The following is a 20,003-nucleotide window of genomic DNA, read 5'->3' on the forward strand; positions in this document are numbered from 1 at the left end:
TGCTTTAAGGTCCGCGTGACACAGGATGAGGATCACATGCCGACAATATTGGATCAGCTGGAAAGCCGCCGCGCCGAGGCCCGTCTTGGCGGTGGGGGAAAGCGGATTGACGCGCAGCATGCCAAGGGCAAGCTGACGGCGCGCGAGCGGATCGAGATCTTGCTCGATGAAGGCTCGTTTGAAGAATACGATATGTATGTCACCCATCGCTGCACAGATTTCGGCATGGATGGTCAGAAAGTGGCGGGCGATGGCGTCGTCACCGGCTGGGGGACGATTAATGGGCGGCAGGTCTATGTGTTTTCCCAGGATTTTACCGTGCTCGGCGGTTCGCTGTCAGAAACCCATGCGCAGAAGATCTGCAAGATCATGGATATGGCGGTTCGGGTCGGCGCGCCGGTGATCGGCATCAACGATTCGGGCGGGGCGCGGATCCAGGAAGGCGTGGCGTCGCTTGCCGGTTATGCGGAAGTGTTTCGCCGCAATGCCGAAGTGTCGGGGGTCATTCCGCAGATCTCGGTGATTATGGGGCCATGTGCGGGCGGGGCGGTGTATTCGCCTGCCATGACCGACTTCATCTTCATGGTGCGTGACACGTCCTACATGTTCGTCACCGGCCCTGATGTGGTGAAGACGGTGACCAACGAAATCGTCACGGCGGAAGAACTGGGCGGGGCGGGGACGCACACGAAGAAATCCTCGGTGGCCGATGGCGCCTATGAAAACGATGTCGAGGCGCTGGAACAGGTACGGCTGCTATTTGACTTTCTGCCGCTGAACAACCGCGAAAAGCCGCCGAGCAGGCCGTTCTACGATGATCCGGCCCGGCTTGAAATGCGGCTGGATACGCTGATCCCCGACAGTTCCAGCAAGCCTTACGACATGAAGGAACTGATCCACGCGCTGGCCGATGAGGGCGATTTCTTCGAGCTTCAGGAGGCTTTTGCCAGGAACATCATCACCGGTTTCATCCGGCTGGAAGGCCAGACGGTCGGTGTGGTTGCCAACCAGCCGATGGTGCTGGCGGGTTGCCTGGATATTGATAGCTCGCGCAAGGCGGCCCGTTTCGTGCGGTTTTGCGATGCTTTTTCCATTCCGATCCTGACGCTGGTGGATGTGCCGGGCTTTCTGCCTGGCGTGGCGCAGGAATATGGCGGGGTCATCAAACACGGTGCCAAGCTGCTGTTTGCCTATTCTGAGGCCACCGTGCCGATGGTGACGCTGATCACCCGCAAGGCCTATGGTGGTGCCTATGACGTGATGGCCTCCAAGCATATTGGCGCTGACGTGAACTATGCCTGGCCGACGGCGGAAATTGCCGTCATGGGAGCCAAGGGCGCGACTGAAATTCTCTATCGTTCCGAACTTGGCGACCCGGAAAAGATCGCGGCGCGCACCAGGGAATATGAGGAGCGCTTCGCCAATCCCTTCGTGGCGGCCGAGCGCGGCTTTATCGATGAGGTGATCATGCCGCATTCGTCACGCAAACGCATCGCCCGGGCCTTTGCCTCGCTGCGGGGCAAGCAGGTGACGACCCATTGGAAGAAACACGACACCATTCCGCTTTAAAAACTGGCCCACTTTGATAGCGGGTTTACTTCAACAACAAGATCGGACCTGTTCCGGCAGACAAGAAAGGGTGGCATGGATGTCCAAAGCCCCTGATATGACCAAGCACCGTGGATTTCCCTCCGGCATGCCCGGAACAGGTGTACAGTTCACCATTCGCCGGGCCAATCCCCGGGGCGTCACCCCCATCAAGGCCATGCCGCGCAAGGCCTATCCCGGCACCAAGGAACACCGTATCGATGCGGCTTTCCTGCATGCCCTCTGGCATCACTTCGGCGTGGAGCCTTTTGAGCGCGGCAATCTGGATGCGGCCCGGCTCAACCTGCTGTTTGGCCGCGAAGTGGTGGCGGTTGAAAAGGATTTCGATCCGCTGTCCTATGAAGCGCTGCTGCGCATCGATGAGCGCGTGGCGCGCCACAGCTTTCCGGAATCCTTCGACGATGTGTTTGAGGTGTGATGCGATGGTTCATCTCCTGTTTCAACCGGATGCTGCATGATGGTTAAAGTGTCTGAGATGCCGAAGCATCGCGGGTTCCCGGCGGGCCTTCTCGGTACGCAATGGCAGTTCACGCTGCGGCGCGCCAATTCCAACGTGACAAAGCTCACCTCCATGCCACGCCACCGCACCATGGACCAGACCGTGGCGCTGGCGGATATCGGTTTTGTGCGGGCGCTTTGGGAATATTTTGGCGCAGAGCCTTTTGAGCGCGGCAATCTGGATGGCGAGCGGCTGTGCCGTCTGTTTGGCCGGGAGCTTCTGGCTGCGGAGCGGGGTTTTGACCCGGCCTCCTATACGGCCAAACTGAAACTCAACGAAAAGCTGGCCCGGAAGAACTTTCCGCAGGCCTTTGACGACACGGCGGGAGTGTAACCATGGCAATTTCCAAAATCCTGATCGCCAACCGTGGTGAAATCGCCTGCCGGGTGATCAAGACCGCCAAGCGGATGGGCATTGCCACTGTCGCTGTGTATTCCGATGCCGATGCCAATGCGCTGCATGTCAAGCTGGCGGATGAGGCGGTGCATATCGGCCCGTCGCCGTCCAACCAATCCTATATCGTTATCGACAAGATCCTCGATGCGATCAGGCAGACCGGCGCGGATGCGGTGCATCCCGGCTATGGGTTCTTGTCGGAAAATGCCGCCTTTGCCGAGGCGCTGGACAAGGCGGGCGTCGCCTTCATCGGCCCGCCGGTCGGCGCTATTCAGGCGATGGGCGACAAGATCACCTCCAAGAAACTGGCGGCAGAGGCGGGGGTGTCCACCGTACCCGGCCATATGGGGCTGATTGCCGATGCCGAAGAAGCGGTCAAAATCGCCGCTCAGATCGGCTATCCCGTGATGATCAAGGCGTCTGCCGGTGGCGGTGGCAAGGGCATGCGCATCGCCTGGAATGATGCCGAGGCGCGCGAGGGTTTCCAGTCCTCCAAGAACGAGGCGATGAACTCATTTGGCGACGACCGGATCTTTATCGAGAAATTCGTTGACCAACCCCGTCATATCGAAATCCAGGTGCTGGGCGACAAGCATGGCACTGTGCTCTATCTCGGCGAGCGCGAATGCTCGATCCAGCGGCGAAACCAGAAGGTGATCGAGGAAGCGCCATCGCCGTTTCTGGATGCGGACACCCGCAAGGCGATGGGCGAACAGGCCGTGGCGCTGGCCAAGGCGGTTGGATATTATTCCGCTGGCACGGTGGAATTTATCGTCGATGGCAATCGCAATTTCTACTTCCTGGAAATGAACACCCGCTTGCAGGTGGAGCATCCGGTGACGGAACTGATCACCGGGCTTGATCTGGTCGAGCAGATGATCCGGGTGGCGTCGGGCGAGAGGCTGGCTTTTACGCAAGGGGATGTGACGCTGAACGGCTGGGCGGTCGAAAGCAGGCTTTATGCCGAAGACCCCTATCGCAATTTCCTGCCGTCGATCGGCAGACTGTCACGCTACCGCCCGCCCAGCGAAGGCCAGCAAGCCGATGGCACGGTGGTCCGCAACGATACCGGGGTGTTCGAGGGCGGGGAAATCTCGATGTATTACGACCCGATGGTTGCCAAGCTGTGTACATGGGGGCCTGACCGGATCACCGCCATCGATGCGATGAGTGCGGCGCTGGACCGGTTCGAAGTCGAGGGCATTGGCCATAATCTGCCGTTTCTGTCGGCGGTCATGCAGCATCCGCGCTTTCGCTCCGGCAAGATCACAACGGCCTTCATCGCCGAGGAATTTCCTGAGGGCTTTTCCGGGGTCGAGCCGGATGAGGCATCGGGTCGGACGTTGGCCGCCATTGCAGCCCTTGTCCACCAGCGACGCGAGGCCCGAGCCGCACAGGTCTCCGGCACCATGGGCAATCACGCCCGCACTATTGGCCGTGACTGGGTGGTGGAACTGGCAGACCGGCGTTATGCGCTGACGCTTTCAGCTGACCTTGGCAACGTGACGTTTGCCGATGGCGGCGTGATCGCGGTCGATGGTGTGTGGCAGCCTGGCCAGACGCTGGCAATTTTTGCCGTCGATGGCCAAAACATCGGGCTTAAAATTGATCTCAAGGGGCCTGCTATCCGCCTGCGCTGGCGGGGGATGGATGTCGTGGCACATGTTCGCAGTGCGCGCGTCGCCGAGCTTGCCCGGCTTATGCCCCGGAAATTACCGCCCGACACGTCAAAAATGCTGCTGTGCCCAATGCCAGGCGTGGTGACCAGCATTGCGGTTGCTGAAGGGGACGCCGTTGAGGCCGGTCAGGCGCTGGCGACCGTGGAGGCGATGAAGATGGAAAACATCCTGAAGGCCGAGCGGCGAGGCGTGGTGAAGAGGCTTGTTGCCAAGGCTGGCCAAAGCCTCGCCGTGGACGAACTGATCATGGAATTCGAGTGATGGGCAAATGTGTTTTTGGCCAAAGATCGGGTAGCCAAGGATCAGGCATCATCGCCCTGCCGCTCACCCAGTCGCGCCAGCATATGTCTTTGATGGTCCTGTCCGCCGAAAAAGATGGCCAGGATCTGGACCTGGTTTTTAACCTCATCGACTTTGAAATAAATGATGGCACGATTTTTCGTCACATGGCGCAAGTCCGGCCCGATAGTTGGCAGCAATGTTCCCTGAAAGGGCGCATGGACCAGCGCCTTCAAATCATCGTCGATCGCTTGAAGACGTGCCGAGGCGCGATCAAACGCTTCCTGTATCGCATCTCCGAAAGACAAACAGGCTTCGATAAGGTGATCGAAGATCAGGTCAAGATCTCGATTGCTGGCGGCAGACCGCACCAAGTCAAAGGCCATAGAAAGACTTTTTCGCAGCGATCATCTGCTGGATTGTCCGGCTGCTTTCCTCGGCGCTCAGGAACGGACCTTTGCTGCGCTCGTCGATCAGCGCGCGCAATGCATGAACTTCCGCTTCCTTCATCTCTGTTTCCTCCCGAAGCAGCTCAAGACCGCGCTGCACAACGGCGCTCAGGCTTGAATACCGCCCGTCTTCCACAAGCTTGCGGGCAAACCTGTCTTGCTGGTCGGAGATGGAAACGGAGGCTTTCACGGACATGGGGACAGGCTCCTCAAGAGTTAGCTATCGAAAATACTACTCAGTCGCATTAAAATCAAGCTGACGGACAGGCGCTTGAATGTCGTCTTTCGTCTGCAAGGGTGGAGGGATTAATCGATGTCGAAGAAGACGGTTGCAGATTGGCGCGCTTTGGCCGAAAAGGAGCTGAAAGCCAGTCCGGACAGCCTGACCTGGCAAACGCCGGAAGGCATTGCCGTCAAGCCGCTTTATACGGCAGATGATCTTGCTGGCATGGATCATCTCGATAGCCTGCCTGGCATTGCGCCCTTCACCCGTGGGCCACGCGCGACGATGTATGCCGGGCGGCCCTGGACGATCCGCCAATATGCCGGGTTTTCCACGGCGGAAGCCTCCAATGCCTTTTACAAGCGCAATCTGGCGGCTGGACAGAAGGGACTATCCGTCGCCTTCGATCTAGCCACCCATCGCGGCTATGACAGCGACCATCCGCGCGTCGAAGGCGATGTCGGCAAGGCGGGTGTGGCGATCGACAGTGTCGAGGACATGAAAATCCTATTCGACGGCATTCCGCTGGGTGAGATGTCGGTGTCGATGACCATGAATGGCGCGGTCATTCCGATCCTGGCGAACTTCATTGTAGCGGGCGAAGAACAAGGCGTTTCGCGTGATAAATTGTCGGGCACCATCCAGAACGATATTCTGAAGGAGTTCATGGTCCGCAACACCTATATCTATCCGCCTGAGCCTTCGATGCGGATTGTCGCTGATATTATCGACTATACCGCCCGGGAGATGCCGAAGTTCAACTCGATCTCGATCTCCGGCTATCACATGCAGGAGGCAGGTGCGACGCTGGTGCAGGAATTGGCCTTCACGCTGGCCGATGGCCGTGAATATGTGCGGGCAGCGCTCGCCAAGGGCCTGGATGTCGATGCCTTCGCAGGCCGCCTGTCGTTCTTCTTCGCCATTGGCATGAATTTCTTTATGGAAGCGGCAAAGCTGCGGGCCGCCCGGCTGCTGTGGACCCGGATCATGCAGGAGTTTAACCCCAAAAATCCGGGCTCGTTGATGCTGCGCACCCATTGCCAGACATCTGGCGTGTCGCTGGCAGAGCAGGACCCGTATAACAACATTGTCCGCACGGCGTTTGAGGCGATGTCGGCGGTGCTGGGTGGTACGCAATCGCTGCATACCAATTCCTTCGATGAAGCCATTGCGCTTCCTACCGAGTTCTCCGCGCGCATTGCCCGCAATACCCAACTGATCTTGCAGCATGAAACCGGGGTGACCAAGGTGGTCGATCCGCTGGCTGGTTCTTACTATGTCGAAAGCCTGACCAAGGAACTGGCGGATGCGGCCTGGGCGCTGATCGAAGAGGTGGAAAGTCTGGGTGGCATGACCAGGGCGGTGGCTGACGGCCTGCCCAAACGCCTGATCGAGGAGGCTGCCACCCGTCGCCAGGCGGCTGTGGACCGCCGCGAGGAGGTGATCGTTGGCGTCAACAAATACCGGCTGGAAACCGAGGACGAGATCGACATTCTCGATATCGACAATGCCACTGTCCGTGTTGGCCAGATCAAGCGCCTTGAAGACACCAAGCGCCGCCGGGATGCAAAAGCGGTGGAGGCGAGCCTGGTGGAACTGACCCGCATTGCCAAAACGGGAGAAGGCAACCTTTTGGCCGCCGCCGTCGATGCCGCCCGCGCCCGCGCCACCGTGGGAGAAATATCCGATGCCATGCGCTCGGTGTTTGGCGATCACACCGCCGTGCCCAAAGTGGTGTCCAAGGTCTACGGCGACCGCTATCACGACGATCCCGAATATCAGACGCTTGTCGGCCAGCTATCGGATTTTGCCACGGTGCTGGGTGCAAAGCCGAAGATCATGGTGGCCAAGCTTGGCCAGGATGGTCATGACCGAGGTGCCAAAGTCATTTCCTCGGCGTTTGGCGATATTGGCTTTGACGTCATCGCCGGTCCGCTGTTCCAGACCCCGCAAGAGGCCGCTGATCTGGCCATCGGCCACAAGGTGCAGGTCGTCGGCATGTCCTCGCTGGCCGCAGGCCATAAAACCCTTGCGCCACAATTGGTTGCCGCGCTCAAGGCTAAAGGTGCGGAAAACATCATCGTCGTGGTCGGCGGCGTCATCCCAAGACAGGACTATCAATTCCTCCTCGACCACGGCGTCGCAGCCGTCTTCGGCCCAGGAACAAACGTGCTGGAGGCCGCCCGCGCCGTCATTGATCTCATGCAGGGACGATTGCGAAACCAATAATGCCACGCTGAAGGTTTGGAGTTTTTCGGAGCGCATATAGGTGATGGTATTATTTTTATCAAAATAGTTTGAATACTAATTATATCTGTGCTATCAAGGGGCCATGAACAATGATCTCGACACGCGCAGACGTTTGACCAGTCAGCTGTTTTCGGCCGCGCGCCTCTGGCGCCGAACGATCGATGTGATCCTGGCCGAACATGGAATTTCCGAGGCCTGTGCTTCGCCGCTGGTGTGGATTGGCCGGTTAGGGGGCGGTATTCGCCAGATCACCCTTGCCGAACATGTCGGCATCGAAGGGCCTTCGCTGGTGCGGCTGCTCGATCAGCTTGAAGCCTCGGGAATGGTCATGCGCAAGGACGACCCCACCGACAGACGGGCCAAGGGCCTTTGGTTGACGCCGGAAGGCTCGCACATGGCGGCGCGGATAGAAGCTGTGCTGGACGACGAACGGGCAGGGGCCTTTGAAGGCGTTTCCCAGGCGGATCTTGAAACGACCCTGCGCGTTTTAATGGAGTTTCAGCAACGCTGCGTCGATATGCGGGCGAGCCGGGACAAGAAGGACTAGGGTCGATGGTCGCACCAACCTGGAGAGATTGGGTGTTTTCCGGCAAGGCTTTCGCGGCCGCCATGCTGGCCCTTTATCTTGCCCTGATGTTTGATCTGTCGCGGCCTTATTGGGCTGTTTCGGCAGTCTATATCGTTTCCAACCCCTTCGCGGGGGCCACCAAATCCAAGGCACTGTACCGTGTGCTTGGCACATTGCTGGGTGCCAGTGCTGCGGTTGTGTTCGTACCGGTCTTCGTCAATGCGCCGGAGCTTTTATCCCTGGCCGTGGCGCTTTGGACTGGAACGCTGTTGTTTTTGTCGATGCTGGACCGTTCGGCGCGTGCCTATGTTTTCATGCTGGCTGGTTACACGTTGCCGCTGATTGCTTTGCCCAGCGTCAGTGATCCCGGCGGCGTCTTCGATGTCGCGCTGGCGCGGTCCGAGGAAATTACCCTGGGCATTCTCTGCGCCACGCTCGTTAATCAGGTGGTGTTTCCCTCCAGTATCGGGCGACTGTTCAGTGATCGGATTAATGTCTGGCTGGCCGATGCCGGTGCCTGGGCCGAAGATATCTTGCGCGGCGAAGGTGCAATACCGTCCACCCCGCTGAAGCGCCAGCAATTGGCCTCTGACGTGTCCAGTCTTGACCTGATGATCAGTCAGTTGAGTTACGATCCAGGAACCAAGGATGTCGTTGGCCAAGCGCGGGAGCTGCGCGGCCGGCTTTTGATGCTGCTGCCCGTGTTTTCGTCGCTGGCAGACCGGCTGCATGCTGTCAAACAGCAATCAGGCCTGGATGACACCCTCATCGCCCTTCTCAATGATATCGCCGATTGGTTCAAACTGGGTGGCGGGGTTGAGACGGAAAAGGCTGGCGCCAGCCTGCTGGCTCGGATCGATGCCCTGCAAAAGCGGGATAAGCCAGCTGGCTGGGATGATCTCGTCATGTCGAGCCTGCTGACCCGGCTGAAGGATGTCGTTGAACTCTGGCAGGATTGCCTGACACTGCGCGATCACATCGCCAGCGGCGGCCATGCGGCGGAGACTTTGCCGCTCCTGCACACCAGACGTATCCTGACGGGCTCCCGGCATTTCGACCATGCACTGCTGGCCATGAAAGTTGCCGTCGTTGTGGTGGGCATTCTATTGGCCTGCGCATTCTGGATTGCCAGCGGCTGGAGCCAGGGGTCGAGTTTCGTTTCCATGGTCGCGGTGTCCTGTTCGTTTTTTGCCGCCCAGGACCGGCCTGCGCCGATGATCCGCAAGATGCTGATCTGGACGGCGCTGTCGATTGTCGTGGCCTTCGTCTATCTGTTTGCCATTCTCCCGGCTGTGACGTCTTTTGAAATGTTGGTGCTGACGCTGGCGCCGATGTTCATTTTCATCGGGTTGAAGATGAGCAATCCGCAAATGGGCATGTTTTTCATGTTGCTGGCGGTCAACAGCGCTACGCTGATCGCCATTCAGGACCAGTATTCCGCGGATCTGACCAGCTTTGCCAATGGCGGGCTGGCGACCCTGCTTGGCCTCGGTTTTGCCCAACTCTGGGTCACCGTCGCCCAGCCTTTCGGGGCAGAACTGGCGGCCCGGCGGTTAATGAAGTCGGGATGGCGGGATCTTGCCGATACGGCCTCTGGATCGCGATCGGGAGATGTCGACCGCCTTTCCAGCCGCAGTCTCGACCGGCTTGGGCAGCTTGTCCCCCGGTTGGCGGCGTTGAATGCGCGCGATCTCGGCGACGTCGATGGCTTTGCCGATGTCCGGCTTGGCTTCAATGTGGTGACGCTGCAACAGCAGCGGCCATCGCTTGGGCGTGAAAGCGGCAAGCTCATCTCGGATGTGCTGGCTGGCATTGCAGACCATTACCGGCGTCGGCTGAAGCGGGGTGGGTCAGGGTCGGCGCAGCCGCAATTGCAAGATACCATCGACCGGGCGCTGGAGACGGTCATGCGCAACGAGGGCGATGTCGGGCGCCGTGTTACCGACGCGCTGGTCGGCCTCCGGCGCGTGCTGTTTGTGCAATCGCCACCGCCAAGTCTGTCCACAAGGTCCGAGCTCAACCAACTTTCTTTTGCAGCAGAGTAACCTCAATGCCGACCGAATTCGATATCTACGGCGTCTATGTCCCGCGCCTTTTCGTGGTGATGCTGATCGCCTTGCTGATCAGCATAGTGATCCGCAAGCTGCTGGCCTGGATGGGTGCCTATGGGCTCATCTGGCATCGTGGCCTTTTCGATGTTGCACTCTTTGTCCTGCTGACGGCAGGTCTTTCCTTTCTAACACGCTGGTTTGTCTCATGACGATGTTGAAATCTCTCGGCAGGGTCGCTGTCACCCTGGTTGTCGTTGTTGCCGCACTCTTTGCCGGCTATCACCTTTGGGTCTATTATATGGAGGAGCCATGGACGCGCGACGGGCGCGTGCGCGCCGATGTCGCGTCGATCGCACCTGATGTCACCGGTCCGGTCAGCGAGGTGCTGGCGAAGGACAATGAGACCGTCCGCAAGGGCGATGTTCTGTTCAGGGTCGATGCAAAACGGTTCGAGCTGGCGCTGGAGCAGGCCCAGGCCGATCTCGATCAGGCGAAATCCTCGCTGGATGAGGCTGTCCGCGAAAGCCAACGCGAAGAGCGGCTTGGCGATTCCGCTTCGGCCCAGGCGCGCGACAAGGCGGTGTCTGCTCAGGAGCAGGCGCAGGCTTCCTATAACAAGGCCCTCGCCAGCCGCGACGTTGCCAAGCTCGATCTGGATCGCACTGAAGTCAAATCCACCGTCAACGGCACGGTGAGCAATTTCTCTCTTCAGGTCGGCGATTTCGTTAACAGGGGTACGGCTACGGTCGCCGTGGTCAACACCGATACGCTGCGGGTTGAAGCCTATTTCGAGGAAAGCAAATTGCAGCGCATTCGTGAAGGTGACCGGGCGTCCGTGCGGATCATGGGACAGAAAACCGTGTTGACTGGCCGGGTAGAAAGCATGGCGACCGGCATCCAGGACCGCGAGCGCGATTCCAGCTCCGGCCTGTTGGTCAATATCACCCCGACATTCAACTGGGTCCGGCTGGCGCAGCGCGTGCCGGTGCGCATTCATCTCGAAAATGTCCCTGATGGTACAAGGCTGATCTCCGGCCTGACGGCCACAGTGGACATCCAGCCGGAAGCTCAGGCTGCTCAGAAGTAACGATCCTGCCTAATTCCTTCAACCGATTCCGGTTTACGTAATTATGCAGTAATCCACAGCGATCCCTTATATCTCAAGCCTCGGCATGTATTGCCGGGGCTGATATGCTGATGCTTGCCTGTCGTGATGCGGACTGAACCACGAGGGATGCAGGGACCACGAAAACCTCAGAGGTCGGCGATGAATGCCTGTTTCTGAGTGCCGAGACCTTCGATGCCTAGTTCAACCACGTCGCCTGCTTTCAGGAAGCGCGGTGGCTTCATGCCGAGGCCGACGCCGGGCGGTGTGCCGGTGGAGATCACATCGCCTGGATGCAGGCTCATGAATTGGCTGAGATAGGACACGAGAAAGGCGACGCCATAGACCATGGTCTTGGAGGAGCCGTCCTGCATGGTCTCGCCATTGACGGTCAGCCACATTTTCAGGTTCTGTGGATCGGCAATCTCGTCCTTGGTGACCAGCCAGGGACCGATCGGGCCGAACGTGTCGCAGGATTTTCCCTTGGTCCATTGACCGGCTCGTTCGGTCTGAAAGGCGCGCTCGGACACGTCATGGGAAACGCAATAACCGGCGACATAGTCCATGGCATCTGCCTCGGACACATATTTTGCCGTCTTGCCGATGACGACGCCAAGTTCGACTTCCCAGTCGGTTTTTTCCGAGCCGCGAGGGATCAATACTTCATCGTTAGGACCGCAAATCGCTGAAGTCGCCTTCATGAAGATCACCGGTTCAGGCGGTACGGTTGCGCCGGTTTCTGCGGCATGGTCGGAATAGTTGAGGCCGATGCAGATGAACTTGCCAGTGCCGGAGACGCAGGCGCCGATCCGGCCGGGCGCAAGTTCCGGCAGGGTCGCTGGATTGAGCGCTGCCAGTTGCGACAGTCCTTCCGGCGAAATCGCCGCGCCGCCGATATCGGTTACATGGGCGGAGAGATCGCGAATCTTGCCATCGCTATCGAGAAGGGCTGGCTTTTCCTGGCCAATCGGGCCAACGCGCATCAGTTTCATCGGGTATTTCCTTTCATGTTTCCAAGCACTCTGGCTGAAATTTAAGGCGAACTCTAAATCGACCAGCCGCCGTCGATGGCGTAGGCCTGCCCGGTCGTATAGGTGGCGCCGGCCAGATAGACGGCAAGATCGGCGATCTCTTCCGGCGTGCCGATCCGCCCGATCGGCTGGCGGGCGATGAAGGCGGCGCGGGCCGCCTCATAATCGCCTTGCGCCTTCAGCCTGTCCTGAAGCGAAGGGCTTTCCACCGTCCCGGGGCAGATGGCATTGCAGCGGATGCCCTGGGCGACATATTCGGCGGAGACGGATTTGGTCAGGCCGATCACGGCAGCCTTGGTGATGGAATAGGCGCAGCGGTTGGCGACACCTTTCACGCTGGAGGCGACCGAAGACATATTGATGATCGCGCCATCGCCTTTTTCGATCATTGCAGGCAGCACGGCGCGGATGGTACGCACCATGGCATGCACATTGAGGTCGAAGGCAAAGTCCAATTCCTCGTCCTTCATATCGAGGACCGAGCCAGCATGAACGAAACCGGCGCAGTTGAACAGCACGTCGAAGGAACCGGTTTCGGCAATCACCGCCTTGACCTCGTCGTCCTTCAAAACGTTCAACCGGCGTGTGATAATGCCGGCCTCCGCCTCCAGGCTGGCCAGCGCCTGCTCATTGATGTCAGTGGCAACGACCGTGGCGCCGGCGCGGGCAAAGGCCAACGCACTGGCCCTGCCTATGCCTTGGCCAGCGGCTGTTATCAGCACTTTTTTATCAGCAAGAGACGACGACATTGGATTTTCCTCCTGGTTCGGGCAGGCTTTAAGGGGACGAAGGGGGGGCTTTGGTGCACGAACCGCTCGTCTTCCTATCGATACCACCGGATTATTGCAGAATTTCCGCCTGATCCTCTTCCATTTCAAGGGGAAATTATGATGTATAAATAATGCATTACGGGGAATGCGCGATGAACTATAGGTCGCTGGACGGTGTAAGGTCAAGCTTACTTGGTGAGCTGATCTGATGGACATCTGAGGTATTCGTTCAGCCGATGATCCAGGTCGCGGGCGAGTGTTTCGGCATTGCGGCCAATCACAATGCTCTGGTGATTGCCGCGTATGTCGATCCACTCTGCGCCCGGCAGGAAAGCCTCCCATATGGTCTTCGGATCGCAATCAATCGGTGATCCGCCAAGTGCGCGATAGAACGTCAAAGGCCCGGTATAACGTTTTGGCCGGTAGAGCCCCTTCATTCGCAGAAGTTGACGGGCCATTCGATCATAGCCGGGAGGGTAATTGCCGATCCATTGCGGTGCCATTGTCGGATAGTCGGGGTCGCGTGGATCGCGGAAGCGAAACAGAAATGGGCGGAAATAAGTGGCGATGCCAGCGGCTCTGGTGGTGATTGCCATCCATGGGTGTCTGATGGAGAGCCCGCCGTCACGCCTGCTCTGCCCTGGGGTCGGTATGACGCTTGGTGCAAGCCCGGGCTTTGCGGTCTTCAGCCGCCGCGTCAAGCGTTTCAGCATGAAACTAAGCCAGACGGATAGAGGCCAATTATACTCACTTTGAGGCGTGTCGATCAGGCCAAGAAAGGCAATCTCCTCGCCAGCGTCTTGCATGGCGCTCGCCAGTTCCAGCGCCAAAACCCCGCCGAAGGAATAGCCCATCAAGCAATAGGGACCGGGAATGCCAGCGTCTTTCAGGGCGGAGAGACAGGTGCGAATTTCGTCCGCGACAACAGCCGGGTCACGATTGCTACTATCAAACGGCGTCAGGGACATGCCAAGAATTCGGCCCGTAAAGTGCAAGCGCTGAATGAAGTCCTGTATTTCCAGAAAACAGCTCAAGCCTCCGGCAAAGACGATCAATGTCTTGTCGGCGCAACCCTTCCTGATTTCGACAATCTTTGGCAGGTTTAAATAGGAGCCATTTTCGATGGCACGGGCAAGCGCCTGCGGGCTTGGCCAGAGGTAGAAGCTGTTGACATCCAGTTCTATCGCGGTTTCCCGCCAGAACCGGTCAATGATGCGCAAGGCCCTGTTGATGGTCAGGCCGTCTTCCAGCAGATTATCGTCGGGCAACACAGCACGTTTCAATTCCTGGCGACAGAGATCAACCAGCAATGCCGTGACATTCATACGAACAGCCCGTTGCCGGCCCAAATCGTCTTCATTTACGATCCTCGCAGACATTTCCTCAACATCTATCGCCTCAAGGTGGAGGAGATAGTAAAAACAACCATAGCGAAGCAGATTTGCTACGTCATTGTCTGTTTACGACATCATGCCGTTTATGAGAATGGATTTCGCGAAAAAAGTCAGGCAACGAGGCGCGCGATTTTAATCTTGCGGGAGGTTTGCCTCGGCGAATGGTCCGCCCAGCAGGGGACCAATGATCTCGCTTTCGCGGCCCTGGTCCATCGGCGCGTCCTGTGAGCGGTCCTGCGCTTTCCAGCCGAGTTTGTCGGCGTCGCTGCTCACCATGCAGCCGCGATCGTTATCGGAGACGCCGTAAACCATCAGACAGCCGAGCGTTTCGACCTTGAAGGCGCGGTCGACCAGACGGGTCAGGTCATCGGCGCTGATCCATGTGGTGAGCATGCGGGGGCTGCGCACCGTGTCGAAGCAGGAGCCGATGCGCACGGATACCGATTGAATGCCGCATTTGTCATGATAGGTGCGGGCCAGCAACTCACCATAGGCCTTGGACAGGCCGTAGAAACTGTCGGGCAGCATTGGTGCGGTCTCATCGATTGGCGCCCCGAACGGGTGCAAGCCGACGACATGGTAGGAACTGGCCAGCACGATACGCGGCACGCCAAGGCGTCTTGCTGCTTCGAATATGTGGTAGGTGCCGCGAATATTGGCATTCAGCACCGTTTCGAACGATGCCTCATTGGCCATGCCGCCGAGATGAATGACGCCATCAACGCCTTGCATGACACCGCAGATCGCATCGAAATTGCCGAGATCGGCACCTTTGATGCCCCGGGCCGCATCGTCATGCAAGTCGCTCAACACCAGTTCATAGCCCAGTGCTGTAAGGCGCGGCGCAAGCGTGGTGCCGATATTGCCGGCGGCACCGGTGATCAGAAGGCGGGTCATCAAACACTCCTTGCCTAGGTCATACGTCAGGCTTTAAGCGATATAGCGGTCCGGTTTGCGCCCGGCCACCGGGAGATCGACTGTAAAGACCAGGCCAGCGAACGCATTGCCTTCTCCCCCCGGCTTCAGGCTGGTAATGAAAGCCGTCCTGAAATCCGAGCCACCAAAGGTGATATTGGTGGGATTGGTGGTTGGCACATGGACGACCATGTCGGGGCGGCCCTTGGGATCAAGTCGCAGCACGCGCCCGCTATCGGAGGCGGCGATCCAGTAGAAACCGTCTTCGTCCACCGATGCGCCGTCAGGACGGCCGCCGATTTCCGACAGATCCGCGAACAGTTGCGGTGGTTCCAATGGCATGCCGTCACTGTCAAGCGCAATGGTCCAGACCCTTGCAAGGGTGGGATGGCTGTCGGACACATAAAGCCGTCTGCCATCGGGTGAAAAGGCAAGGCCGTTCAAAGTGCGAAAACCGTCGCGCACCACGCGGACCTGCCCCTTGTCGATGCAGAAAAGCCGCCCGAGATGCGGACTGTGTGGCTCGATACTGCCGCACCAGAACCGCCCGGACGGATCGGCAATGCCGTCATTCATCCGGGTGCCGGGCGCAGCAATCAAAGGAGAATGCAGCAATTCCCGCTTCAGCCGGTCGCCATCCGGTGACAGATATTCAAACCCCAGCGAGGTTCCGGCAATGAAGCCGCCATCCGTTGGCGCGATGGAGGCGAGCGCGCCATCCAGCGTCCAGCGCTTCAGGCTGGAATCTTGCGGATTAAAGCGCAGCAAGCCGCCTGCCTCAATGTCGCAATACCAGAGCGCGTCATCATGCCATAGCGGGCTTTCCGCCACAGTAACGGCTGGAATATCAAGCGGTTGCGCGGTAAATTCTCTCATTGCACCCCCGTCGCCTGCGGCATGATCAGCGGTTTGCGCCGTCTCGACATATCGGGCTGTGGCACCGAGGCGATCAGCTTTTGGGTATAGGGATGCTGCGGCCGCAGGCAGATATCGTCAGCATCGCCCATTTCGACGATCTTGCCCTTTTGCATCACCGCCACCCGATCGCAGAAATAGCGCACCACGGTAATGTCATGGCTGATGAAGATGAAGCTGATGCCAAGCTCGGCGCGCAATTCCGCCAGCAAATCAAGCACCTGATGGCGAAGCGATACGTCCAGCGCCGAGGTCGGCTCATCGGCGATGATCAGCCGTGGATTGGGCGCAATGGCGCGAGCGATGGAAATGCGCTGACGCTGGCCGCCGGAAAAAGCATGCGGATAGCGGTTGATGGCATTGGTCGGCAGGCCGACGCGGTCGAGCAGATATTCCACCCGTTCCCGCATCTGGGTTGTGGTCAGGCCCATCATCCGCATCGGCTCGGCGATGGTTTCAAACACCGTCATGCGCGGATTGAGCGAAGAATGTGGGTCCTGAAACACCATGCGCATTTCCGTATAGAGATGACGCATGGTGTTACGCGATGCTTTGGCGATGTCAACATCGTGACCATTGGCATCGGCATAATGCACATGGCCAGCCGTGGGCTTGTAGATTTGCAGCATGGTGCGGCCAAGCGTGGTCTTGCCCGATCCGCTTTCCCCGACGATCCCAAGCGTTTCGCCGGGCGCCAGCGTCAGGCTGACCCCGTCGATAGCCTTGACGCCGAATGTCTGTTTCACTCCCCAGCGGCGGCGCGAACCAAACTGCAAGTGCAGGTCGGAAACTTCCATCAGCGGCTTGGCGGCGGCGGGAAGCGTGCGGCGGGGAAGGGGCGTTTCCAGCTTTAGCACGGCACCCAGAAGCGCTGCGGTATAGGCGGCAGCCGGGCGGCGCAGAACCTGTTCGGCCAACCCTTCCTCGACCTTTTCGCCGCGATACATCACCATCACCCGGTCAGCGATCTCAGCCACCACGCCGATGTCGTGGGTAATGAACAGCACGGCCATGCCGCGCTCGCGTTGAAGTGAGACGATCAGGTCGAGAATTTCGGCCTGGGTGGTGACGTCGAGCGCCGTGGTCGGCTCATCGGCAATCAGCAGGCGTGGATTGCAGGACAGCGCCATGGCGATCATGGCGCGCTGGCGCATGCCGCCTGAATATTCGAAAGGATAGCGGTCGATGGCGGTTTCCGGATCGGGAATCCGCACCTGGCGCAACAGATCGATGGCACGGGCGCGCGCCTGCGCCTTGTCCATTTTCTCATGCAGGAGAATCGCTTCGATGATCTGCTCGCCAATCCGATGCACCGGTGACAGCGACGTCATCGGCTCCTGGAAGATCATCGCGATCTGGCCGCCCCGGATCGATTGCATGTCCTGGCTGGAGGATTTGAGCGTGGCGATGTCGCGGTCGGCCTTGCCATTTTCGCCGGCAAGCAGGATCTCGCCTGATGTCAGCCGACCGGGATCGGCCAGCAGCTTCAGGATGGCGCGGGCCGTGACGCTTTTGCCCGAGCCGCTTTCGCCCAACACGCAAAGGGTTTCACCTTCATAGACATCGAAGGAGACATTGCGGACAGCCTGGATCACCTGACGATGCACGGGAAATTCGACGCTGAGGTTCTTGACTTGCAAGAGGGGCTTTACGTTCGATGTCATGGAGTTACCTCACGCATAGGGATCGGCTGCATCGCGCAGGCCGTCGCCAAGGAAGTTCAGGCTGAGCACCGCGATCACCACAGCAACGCCGGGCGCCAGCAGCCACGGTGCCTGGGTCAGCGCCCGCAGGTTTTGGGCATCCTGAAGCAATACGCCCCAGCTGACGATGGGTGGCTGAAGACCAAGGCCGAGGAAGCTCAGTGACGTCTCCGCCAATATCATCGTCGGGATTGCCAGTGTGACGGCGGCGATAATGTGGCTGGTGAAGGAAGGCATCATATGACGTCCGATCACCCGCATTTCGCTGGCACCGTCAAGCCGTGCGGCAGTGACGAAATCCTCGGTGCGCAAGGACAGGAAGCGGCCACGCACCACACGGGCCATTTCGGTCCAGCCGATCAGCGAAAGGATGACCAGGATGACGAAATAGACCTTGAGCGACGACCAGTCCTTCGGCATGGCGGCGGCAAGCCCCAGCCATAGCGGAATGGTCGGGATAGAGCGGATAAACTCGATGGTGCGCTGGATGACACTATCGATGATGCCGCCGAAATAGCCGGATATGCCACCCAGAACCAGCCCGATCACCAGGCTGAGAAACACGCCGATCAGGCCAATCGACATGGAAATCCGCGTGCCATAGATGACGCGCGACAGGAGATCGCGGCCAAGCCGGTCGGCACCCAGAATATAGAAGGGCTTGGTGTGATCGAGCGGGCCGATGAAGTGCAGATTGGTGGTAAACAGGCCCCACATATCGTAGCTTTCACCACGGGCAAAAAACTCGATGGGGATAATGGCATTGTCATCCACCTGGAAAACCCGGGTGAAGGATTTCGGATCGACGACATTCTTGTAGCCCTTCACATGTGGCAGGAATTTGCCATCGTGAAACAGGCTGATCGGCTGCGGCGGCGCGAATGTATATTGCGGCTTGAAGGTCGTCGGCAGGGTTGGCGACAGGAATTCTGCAAAAATCGCCAGGAAATAGATTGCCGCCGTGGCAATCAGGCCGATCATTGCCAGCTTGTGGCGGCGAAACTTGAACCACATCAACGCCCATTGCGAGGAGACCACCATGCGATCGCCGGTTGTCTGATTGTCCAGCAACGGTTCGTTCGGCGTACCAGCGCCTGTCGTGGCTTGGGGCAGGGGAGAAGATGTCACGGTCATGTCAGACGAATCCTTGGATCGACGATGGCAAGCAGGATGTCGGACAGCAGCGTGCCGACCAGGACCAGGCCACCGGTCATCAGCAGGAAGGCGCCGGCCAGGTACATGTCCTGGGATTTCAGCGCCTGCAAAAGAAGAGGTCCGGCGGTGGGCAGGTTCATCACGGTGGACACGATCAACTCGCCGGAAATCAGAGTTGGCAATACCCAGCCGACGGTGGAAATGAACGGATTGATTGCAACGCGCACCGGATAGCGCAGGATCGCACGTCGTTCCGGCAGCCCCTTGGCAAGGGCCGCTTCCACATAGGGCTTGCGCAATTCGTCAAGCAGATTGGCGCGCATGACGCGGATCAGCGCTGCCGTGCCGCTGGCCCCCAGGATGATCACCGGAATCCAGACATGCTTGAGAAAATCCCCGATCCGGGCAAACGACCAGGGCGCATTGGCGAATTCCGGCGAAAACAACCCGCCGACGCTCTGGCCGAAGTGAATGGTCGCCACATACATCAAGAGGATGGCCAGCAGGAAATTCGGGATCGCCATGCCGATAAAGCCCAGCAGGGTAAAGAGGTAATCTCCCGGAGAATATTTGCGCACGGCGGAATAGATGCCGATCGGCAGGGCCGTGAGCCAGACGAACATCAGGGTGATGAAAGCGACCAGCGCCGTCATGCCCATCCGCTGCATCACCAATTGGCTGACCGGCTGGTTCCACTCGAAGGAATAGCCGAAATCGCCATGCATCACGCCGCCGATCCAGTGGACATATTGCAGCACGACCGGCTCGCCGATGCCATAGCGCTGGCGCAGGGTCTCCAACTGGGCAGGAGACATGGTGTCGCCGGTTTCAGCCGCCTGGGCGGCCAGCGTCGAGACGAAATCGCCAGGCGGCAACTGGATCACCACGAAGGTCAGAAGCGAAATGGCAAACATCGCGGGGATCATACCCAGCACGCGCAATGTGATGAACCGTAACATCGACGATCCTTTCCGGGGTCTTACGTTCCTGCCCATGGACGTGGGCAGGGGACT

At 58.9% G+C, this 20,003-nt stretch carries 19 protein-coding genes; 9 read left to right on the top strand and 10 right to left on the bottom strand.

All coding sequences use genetic code 11. The features are described 5' to 3' along the window. Positions 1-36: 36 nt before the first annotated feature. From G6L01_RS21065 to G6L01_RS21080, 4 genes are all read left to right on the top strand, one after another. The gene (locus G6L01_RS21065; protein ID WP_071205746.1) at positions 37-1,569 is read left to right on the top strand and encodes an acyl-CoA carboxylase subunit beta; all 1,533 of its coding nucleotides are present in this window, start codon (positions 37-39) and stop codon (positions 1,567-1,569) included. 79 nt (positions 1,570-1,648) lie between these two features. Continuing rightward, entirely contained in the window at positions 1,649-2,026 is a 378-nt protein-coding gene (locus G6L01_RS21070; protein WP_070165473.1) for a hypothetical protein, read from the top strand. A 39-nt stretch (positions 2,027-2,065) separates the two neighbouring features. Then, positions 2,066-2,440, top strand: coding sequence for a hypothetical protein (locus tag G6L01_RS21075; RefSeq protein WP_070165741.1), 375 nt, complete (start codon positions 2,066-2,068; stop codon positions 2,438-2,440). Positions 2,441-2,442: 2 nt separating this feature from the next. Then, on the top strand, positions 2,443-4,443 hold the full coding sequence (locus G6L01_RS21080) for an acetyl-CoA carboxylase biotin carboxylase subunit (RefSeq protein WP_070165475.1): 2,001 nt from the start codon (positions 2,443-2,445) through the stop codon (positions 4,441-4,443). 41 nt (positions 4,444-4,484) lie between these two features. Here the strand turns inward: G6L01_RS21080 and G6L01_RS21085 are convergent, their stop codons facing one another. Both G6L01_RS21085 and G6L01_RS21090 read right to left on the bottom strand, forming a co-directional pair. Next, positions 4,485-4,847, bottom strand: a complete 363-nt coding sequence (locus G6L01_RS21085; RefSeq protein ID WP_070165477.1) for a type II toxin-antitoxin system RelE/ParE family toxin — start codon at positions 4,845-4,847, stop codon at positions 4,485-4,487. Then, entirely contained in the window at positions 4,837-5,106 is a 270-nt protein-coding gene (locus G6L01_RS21090) for a ribbon-helix-helix domain-containing protein (RefSeq protein WP_070165478.1), read from the bottom strand. The genes G6L01_RS21085 and G6L01_RS21090 overlap by 11 nt, the downstream gene beginning before the upstream one ends. Before the next feature lie 117 nt (positions 5,107-5,223). Between G6L01_RS21090 and scpA the strand changes: the two genes are divergently transcribed. From scpA to G6L01_RS21115, 5 genes are all read left to right on the top strand, one after another. After that, complete coding sequence (gene scpA / locus G6L01_RS21095; RefSeq protein ID WP_070165480.1) at positions 5,224-7,362, top strand: methylmalonyl-CoA mutase; 2,139 nt, start codon at positions 5,224-5,226, stop codon at positions 7,360-7,362. A gap of 103 nt (positions 7,363-7,465) precedes the next feature. Next, complete coding sequence (locus G6L01_RS21100; RefSeq protein WP_070165485.1) at positions 7,466-7,930, top strand: MarR family winged helix-turn-helix transcriptional regulator; 465 nt, start codon at positions 7,466-7,468, stop codon at positions 7,928-7,930. A 5-nt stretch (positions 7,931-7,935) separates the two neighbouring features. Then, on the top strand, positions 7,936-9,996 hold the full coding sequence (locus tag G6L01_RS21105; RefSeq protein ID WP_070165487.1) for an FUSC family protein: 2,061 nt from the start codon (positions 7,936-7,938) through the stop codon (positions 9,994-9,996). A gap of 5 nt (positions 9,997-10,001) precedes the next feature. Continuing rightward, a complete protein-coding gene (locus G6L01_RS21110; protein ID WP_070165489.1) occupies positions 10,002-10,211 on the top strand; it encodes a DUF1656 domain-containing protein in 210 nt (69 codons plus the stop codon). Continuing rightward, positions 10,208-11,089, top strand: a complete 882-nt coding sequence (locus G6L01_RS21115) for an efflux RND transporter periplasmic adaptor subunit (RefSeq protein WP_070165491.1) — start codon at positions 10,208-10,210, stop codon at positions 11,087-11,089. The genes G6L01_RS21110 and G6L01_RS21115 overlap by 4 nt, the downstream gene beginning before the upstream one ends. A gap of 167 nt (positions 11,090-11,256) precedes the next feature. Here G6L01_RS21115 and G6L01_RS21120 read toward each other — a convergent pair whose 3' ends face one another. The 8 genes from G6L01_RS21120 to G6L01_RS21155 all read right to left on the bottom strand — a co-directional run bounded on the left by G6L01_RS21120 (position 11,257) and on the right by G6L01_RS21155 (position 19,949). Beyond that, entirely contained in the window at positions 11,257-12,099 is an 843-nt protein-coding gene (locus G6L01_RS21120; RefSeq protein WP_070165493.1) for a fumarylacetoacetate hydrolase family protein, read from the bottom strand. A gap of 53 nt (positions 12,100-12,152) precedes the next feature. Then, complete coding sequence (locus G6L01_RS21125; protein WP_070165494.1) at positions 12,153-12,887, bottom strand: SDR family oxidoreductase; 735 nt, start codon at positions 12,885-12,887, stop codon at positions 12,153-12,155. A 209-nt stretch (positions 12,888-13,096) separates the two neighbouring features. Then, positions 13,097-14,233, bottom strand: a complete 1,137-nt coding sequence (locus G6L01_RS21130) for a thioesterase domain-containing protein (protein ID WP_070165496.1) — start codon at positions 14,231-14,233, stop codon at positions 13,097-13,099. Between the two features lie 201 nt (positions 14,234-14,434). After that, positions 14,435-15,199, bottom strand: a complete 765-nt coding sequence (locus G6L01_RS21135; RefSeq protein WP_070165497.1) for an NAD-dependent epimerase/dehydratase family protein — start codon at positions 15,197-15,199, stop codon at positions 14,435-14,437. A gap of 33 nt (positions 15,200-15,232) precedes the next feature. Beyond that, positions 15,233-16,093, bottom strand: coding sequence for an SMP-30/gluconolactonase/LRE family protein (locus tag G6L01_RS21140; RefSeq protein ID WP_070165499.1), 861 nt, complete (start codon positions 16,091-16,093; stop codon positions 15,233-15,235). Further along, on the bottom strand, positions 16,090-17,796 hold the full coding sequence (locus G6L01_RS21145) for an ABC transporter ATP-binding protein (protein ID WP_070165501.1): 1,707 nt from the start codon (positions 17,794-17,796) through the stop codon (positions 16,090-16,092). Before G6L01_RS21145 ends, G6L01_RS21140 begins: the two co-directional genes overlap by 4 nt. Positions 17,797-17,805: 9 nt before the next feature. Next, a complete protein-coding gene (locus tag G6L01_RS21150; RefSeq protein ID WP_070165503.1) occupies positions 17,806-18,969 on the bottom strand; it encodes an ABC transporter permease in 1,164 nt (387 codons plus the stop codon). Further along, a complete protein-coding gene (locus tag G6L01_RS21155; protein ID WP_070165505.1) occupies positions 18,966-19,949 on the bottom strand; it encodes an ABC transporter permease in 984 nt (327 codons plus the stop codon). The genes G6L01_RS21150 and G6L01_RS21155 overlap by 4 nt, the downstream gene beginning before the upstream one ends. Between the last annotated feature and the right edge of the window lie 54 nt (positions 19,950-20,003).

It is taken from the genome of Agrobacterium vitis (genome assembly GCF_013337045.2).
Classification (GTDB): domain Bacteria; phylum Pseudomonadota; class Alphaproteobacteria; order Rhizobiales; family Rhizobiaceae; genus Allorhizobium; species Allorhizobium vitis_B.

What these genes read in the sequence shown, in the direction of transcription:
- scpA (WP_070165480.1), top strand. Translation starts at nt 5,224, where the DNA reads ATGTCGAAGAAGACGGTTGCAGATTGGCGCGCTTTGGCCGAAAAGGAG.
- G6L01_RS21090 (WP_070165478.1), bottom strand. Translation starts at nt 5,106, where the DNA reads ATGTCCGTGAAAGCCTCCGTTTCCATCTCCGACCAGCAAGACAGGTTT.
- G6L01_RS21130 (WP_070165496.1), bottom strand. Translation starts at nt 14,233, where the DNA reads ATGAATGTCACGGCATTGCTGGTTGATCTCTGTCGCCAGGAATTGAAA.
- G6L01_RS21075 (WP_070165741.1), top strand. Translation starts at nt 2,066, where the DNA reads ATGGTTAAAGTGTCTGAGATGCCGAAGCATCGCGGGTTCCCGGCGGGC.
- G6L01_RS21110 (WP_070165489.1), top strand. Translation starts at nt 10,002, where the DNA reads ATGCCGACCGAATTCGATATCTACGGCGTCTATGTCCCGCGCCTTTTC.
- G6L01_RS21065 (WP_071205746.1), top strand. Translation starts at nt 37, where the DNA reads ATGCCGACAATATTGGATCAGCTGGAAAGCCGCCGCGCCGAGGCCCGT.
- G6L01_RS21115 (WP_070165491.1), top strand. Translation starts at nt 10,208, where the DNA reads ATGACGATGTTGAAATCTCTCGGCAGGGTCGCTGTCACCCTGGTTGTC.
- G6L01_RS21085 (WP_070165477.1), bottom strand. Translation starts at nt 4,847, where the DNA reads ATGGCCTTTGACTTGGTGCGGTCTGCCGCCAGCAATCGAGATCTTGAC.
- G6L01_RS21105 (WP_070165487.1), top strand. Translation starts at nt 7,936, where the DNA reads ATGGTCGCACCAACCTGGAGAGATTGGGTGTTTTCCGGCAAGGCTTTC.
- G6L01_RS21150 (WP_070165503.1), bottom strand. Translation starts at nt 18,969, where the DNA reads ATGACCGTGACATCTTCTCCCCTGCCCCAAGCCACGACAGGCGCTGGT.
- G6L01_RS21145 (WP_070165501.1), bottom strand. Translation starts at nt 17,796, where the DNA reads ATGACATCGAACGTAAAGCCCCTCTTGCAAGTCAAGAACCTCAGCGTC.
- G6L01_RS21155 (WP_070165505.1), bottom strand. Translation starts at nt 19,949, where the DNA reads ATGTTACGGTTCATCACATTGCGCGTGCTGGGTATGATCCCCGCGATG.
- G6L01_RS21100 (WP_070165485.1), top strand. Translation starts at nt 7,466, where the DNA reads ATGAACAATGATCTCGACACGCGCAGACGTTTGACCAGTCAGCTGTTT.
- G6L01_RS21140 (WP_070165499.1), bottom strand. Translation starts at nt 16,093, where the DNA reads ATGAGAGAATTTACCGCGCAACCGCTTGATATTCCAGCCGTTACTGTG.
- G6L01_RS21135 (WP_070165497.1), bottom strand. Translation starts at nt 15,199, where the DNA reads ATGACCCGCCTTCTGATCACCGGTGCCGCCGGCAATATCGGCACCACG.
- G6L01_RS21070 (WP_070165473.1), top strand. Translation starts at nt 1,649, where the DNA reads ATGTCCAAAGCCCCTGATATGACCAAGCACCGTGGATTTCCCTCCGGC.
- G6L01_RS21080 (WP_070165475.1), top strand. Translation starts at nt 2,443, where the DNA reads ATGGCAATTTCCAAAATCCTGATCGCCAACCGTGGTGAAATCGCCTGC.
- G6L01_RS21125 (WP_070165494.1), bottom strand. Translation starts at nt 12,887, where the DNA reads ATGTCGTCGTCTCTTGCTGATAAAAAAGTGCTGATAACAGCCGCTGGC.
- G6L01_RS21120 (WP_070165493.1), bottom strand. Translation starts at nt 12,099, where the DNA reads ATGAAACTGATGCGCGTTGGCCCGATTGGCCAGGAAAAGCCAGCCCTT.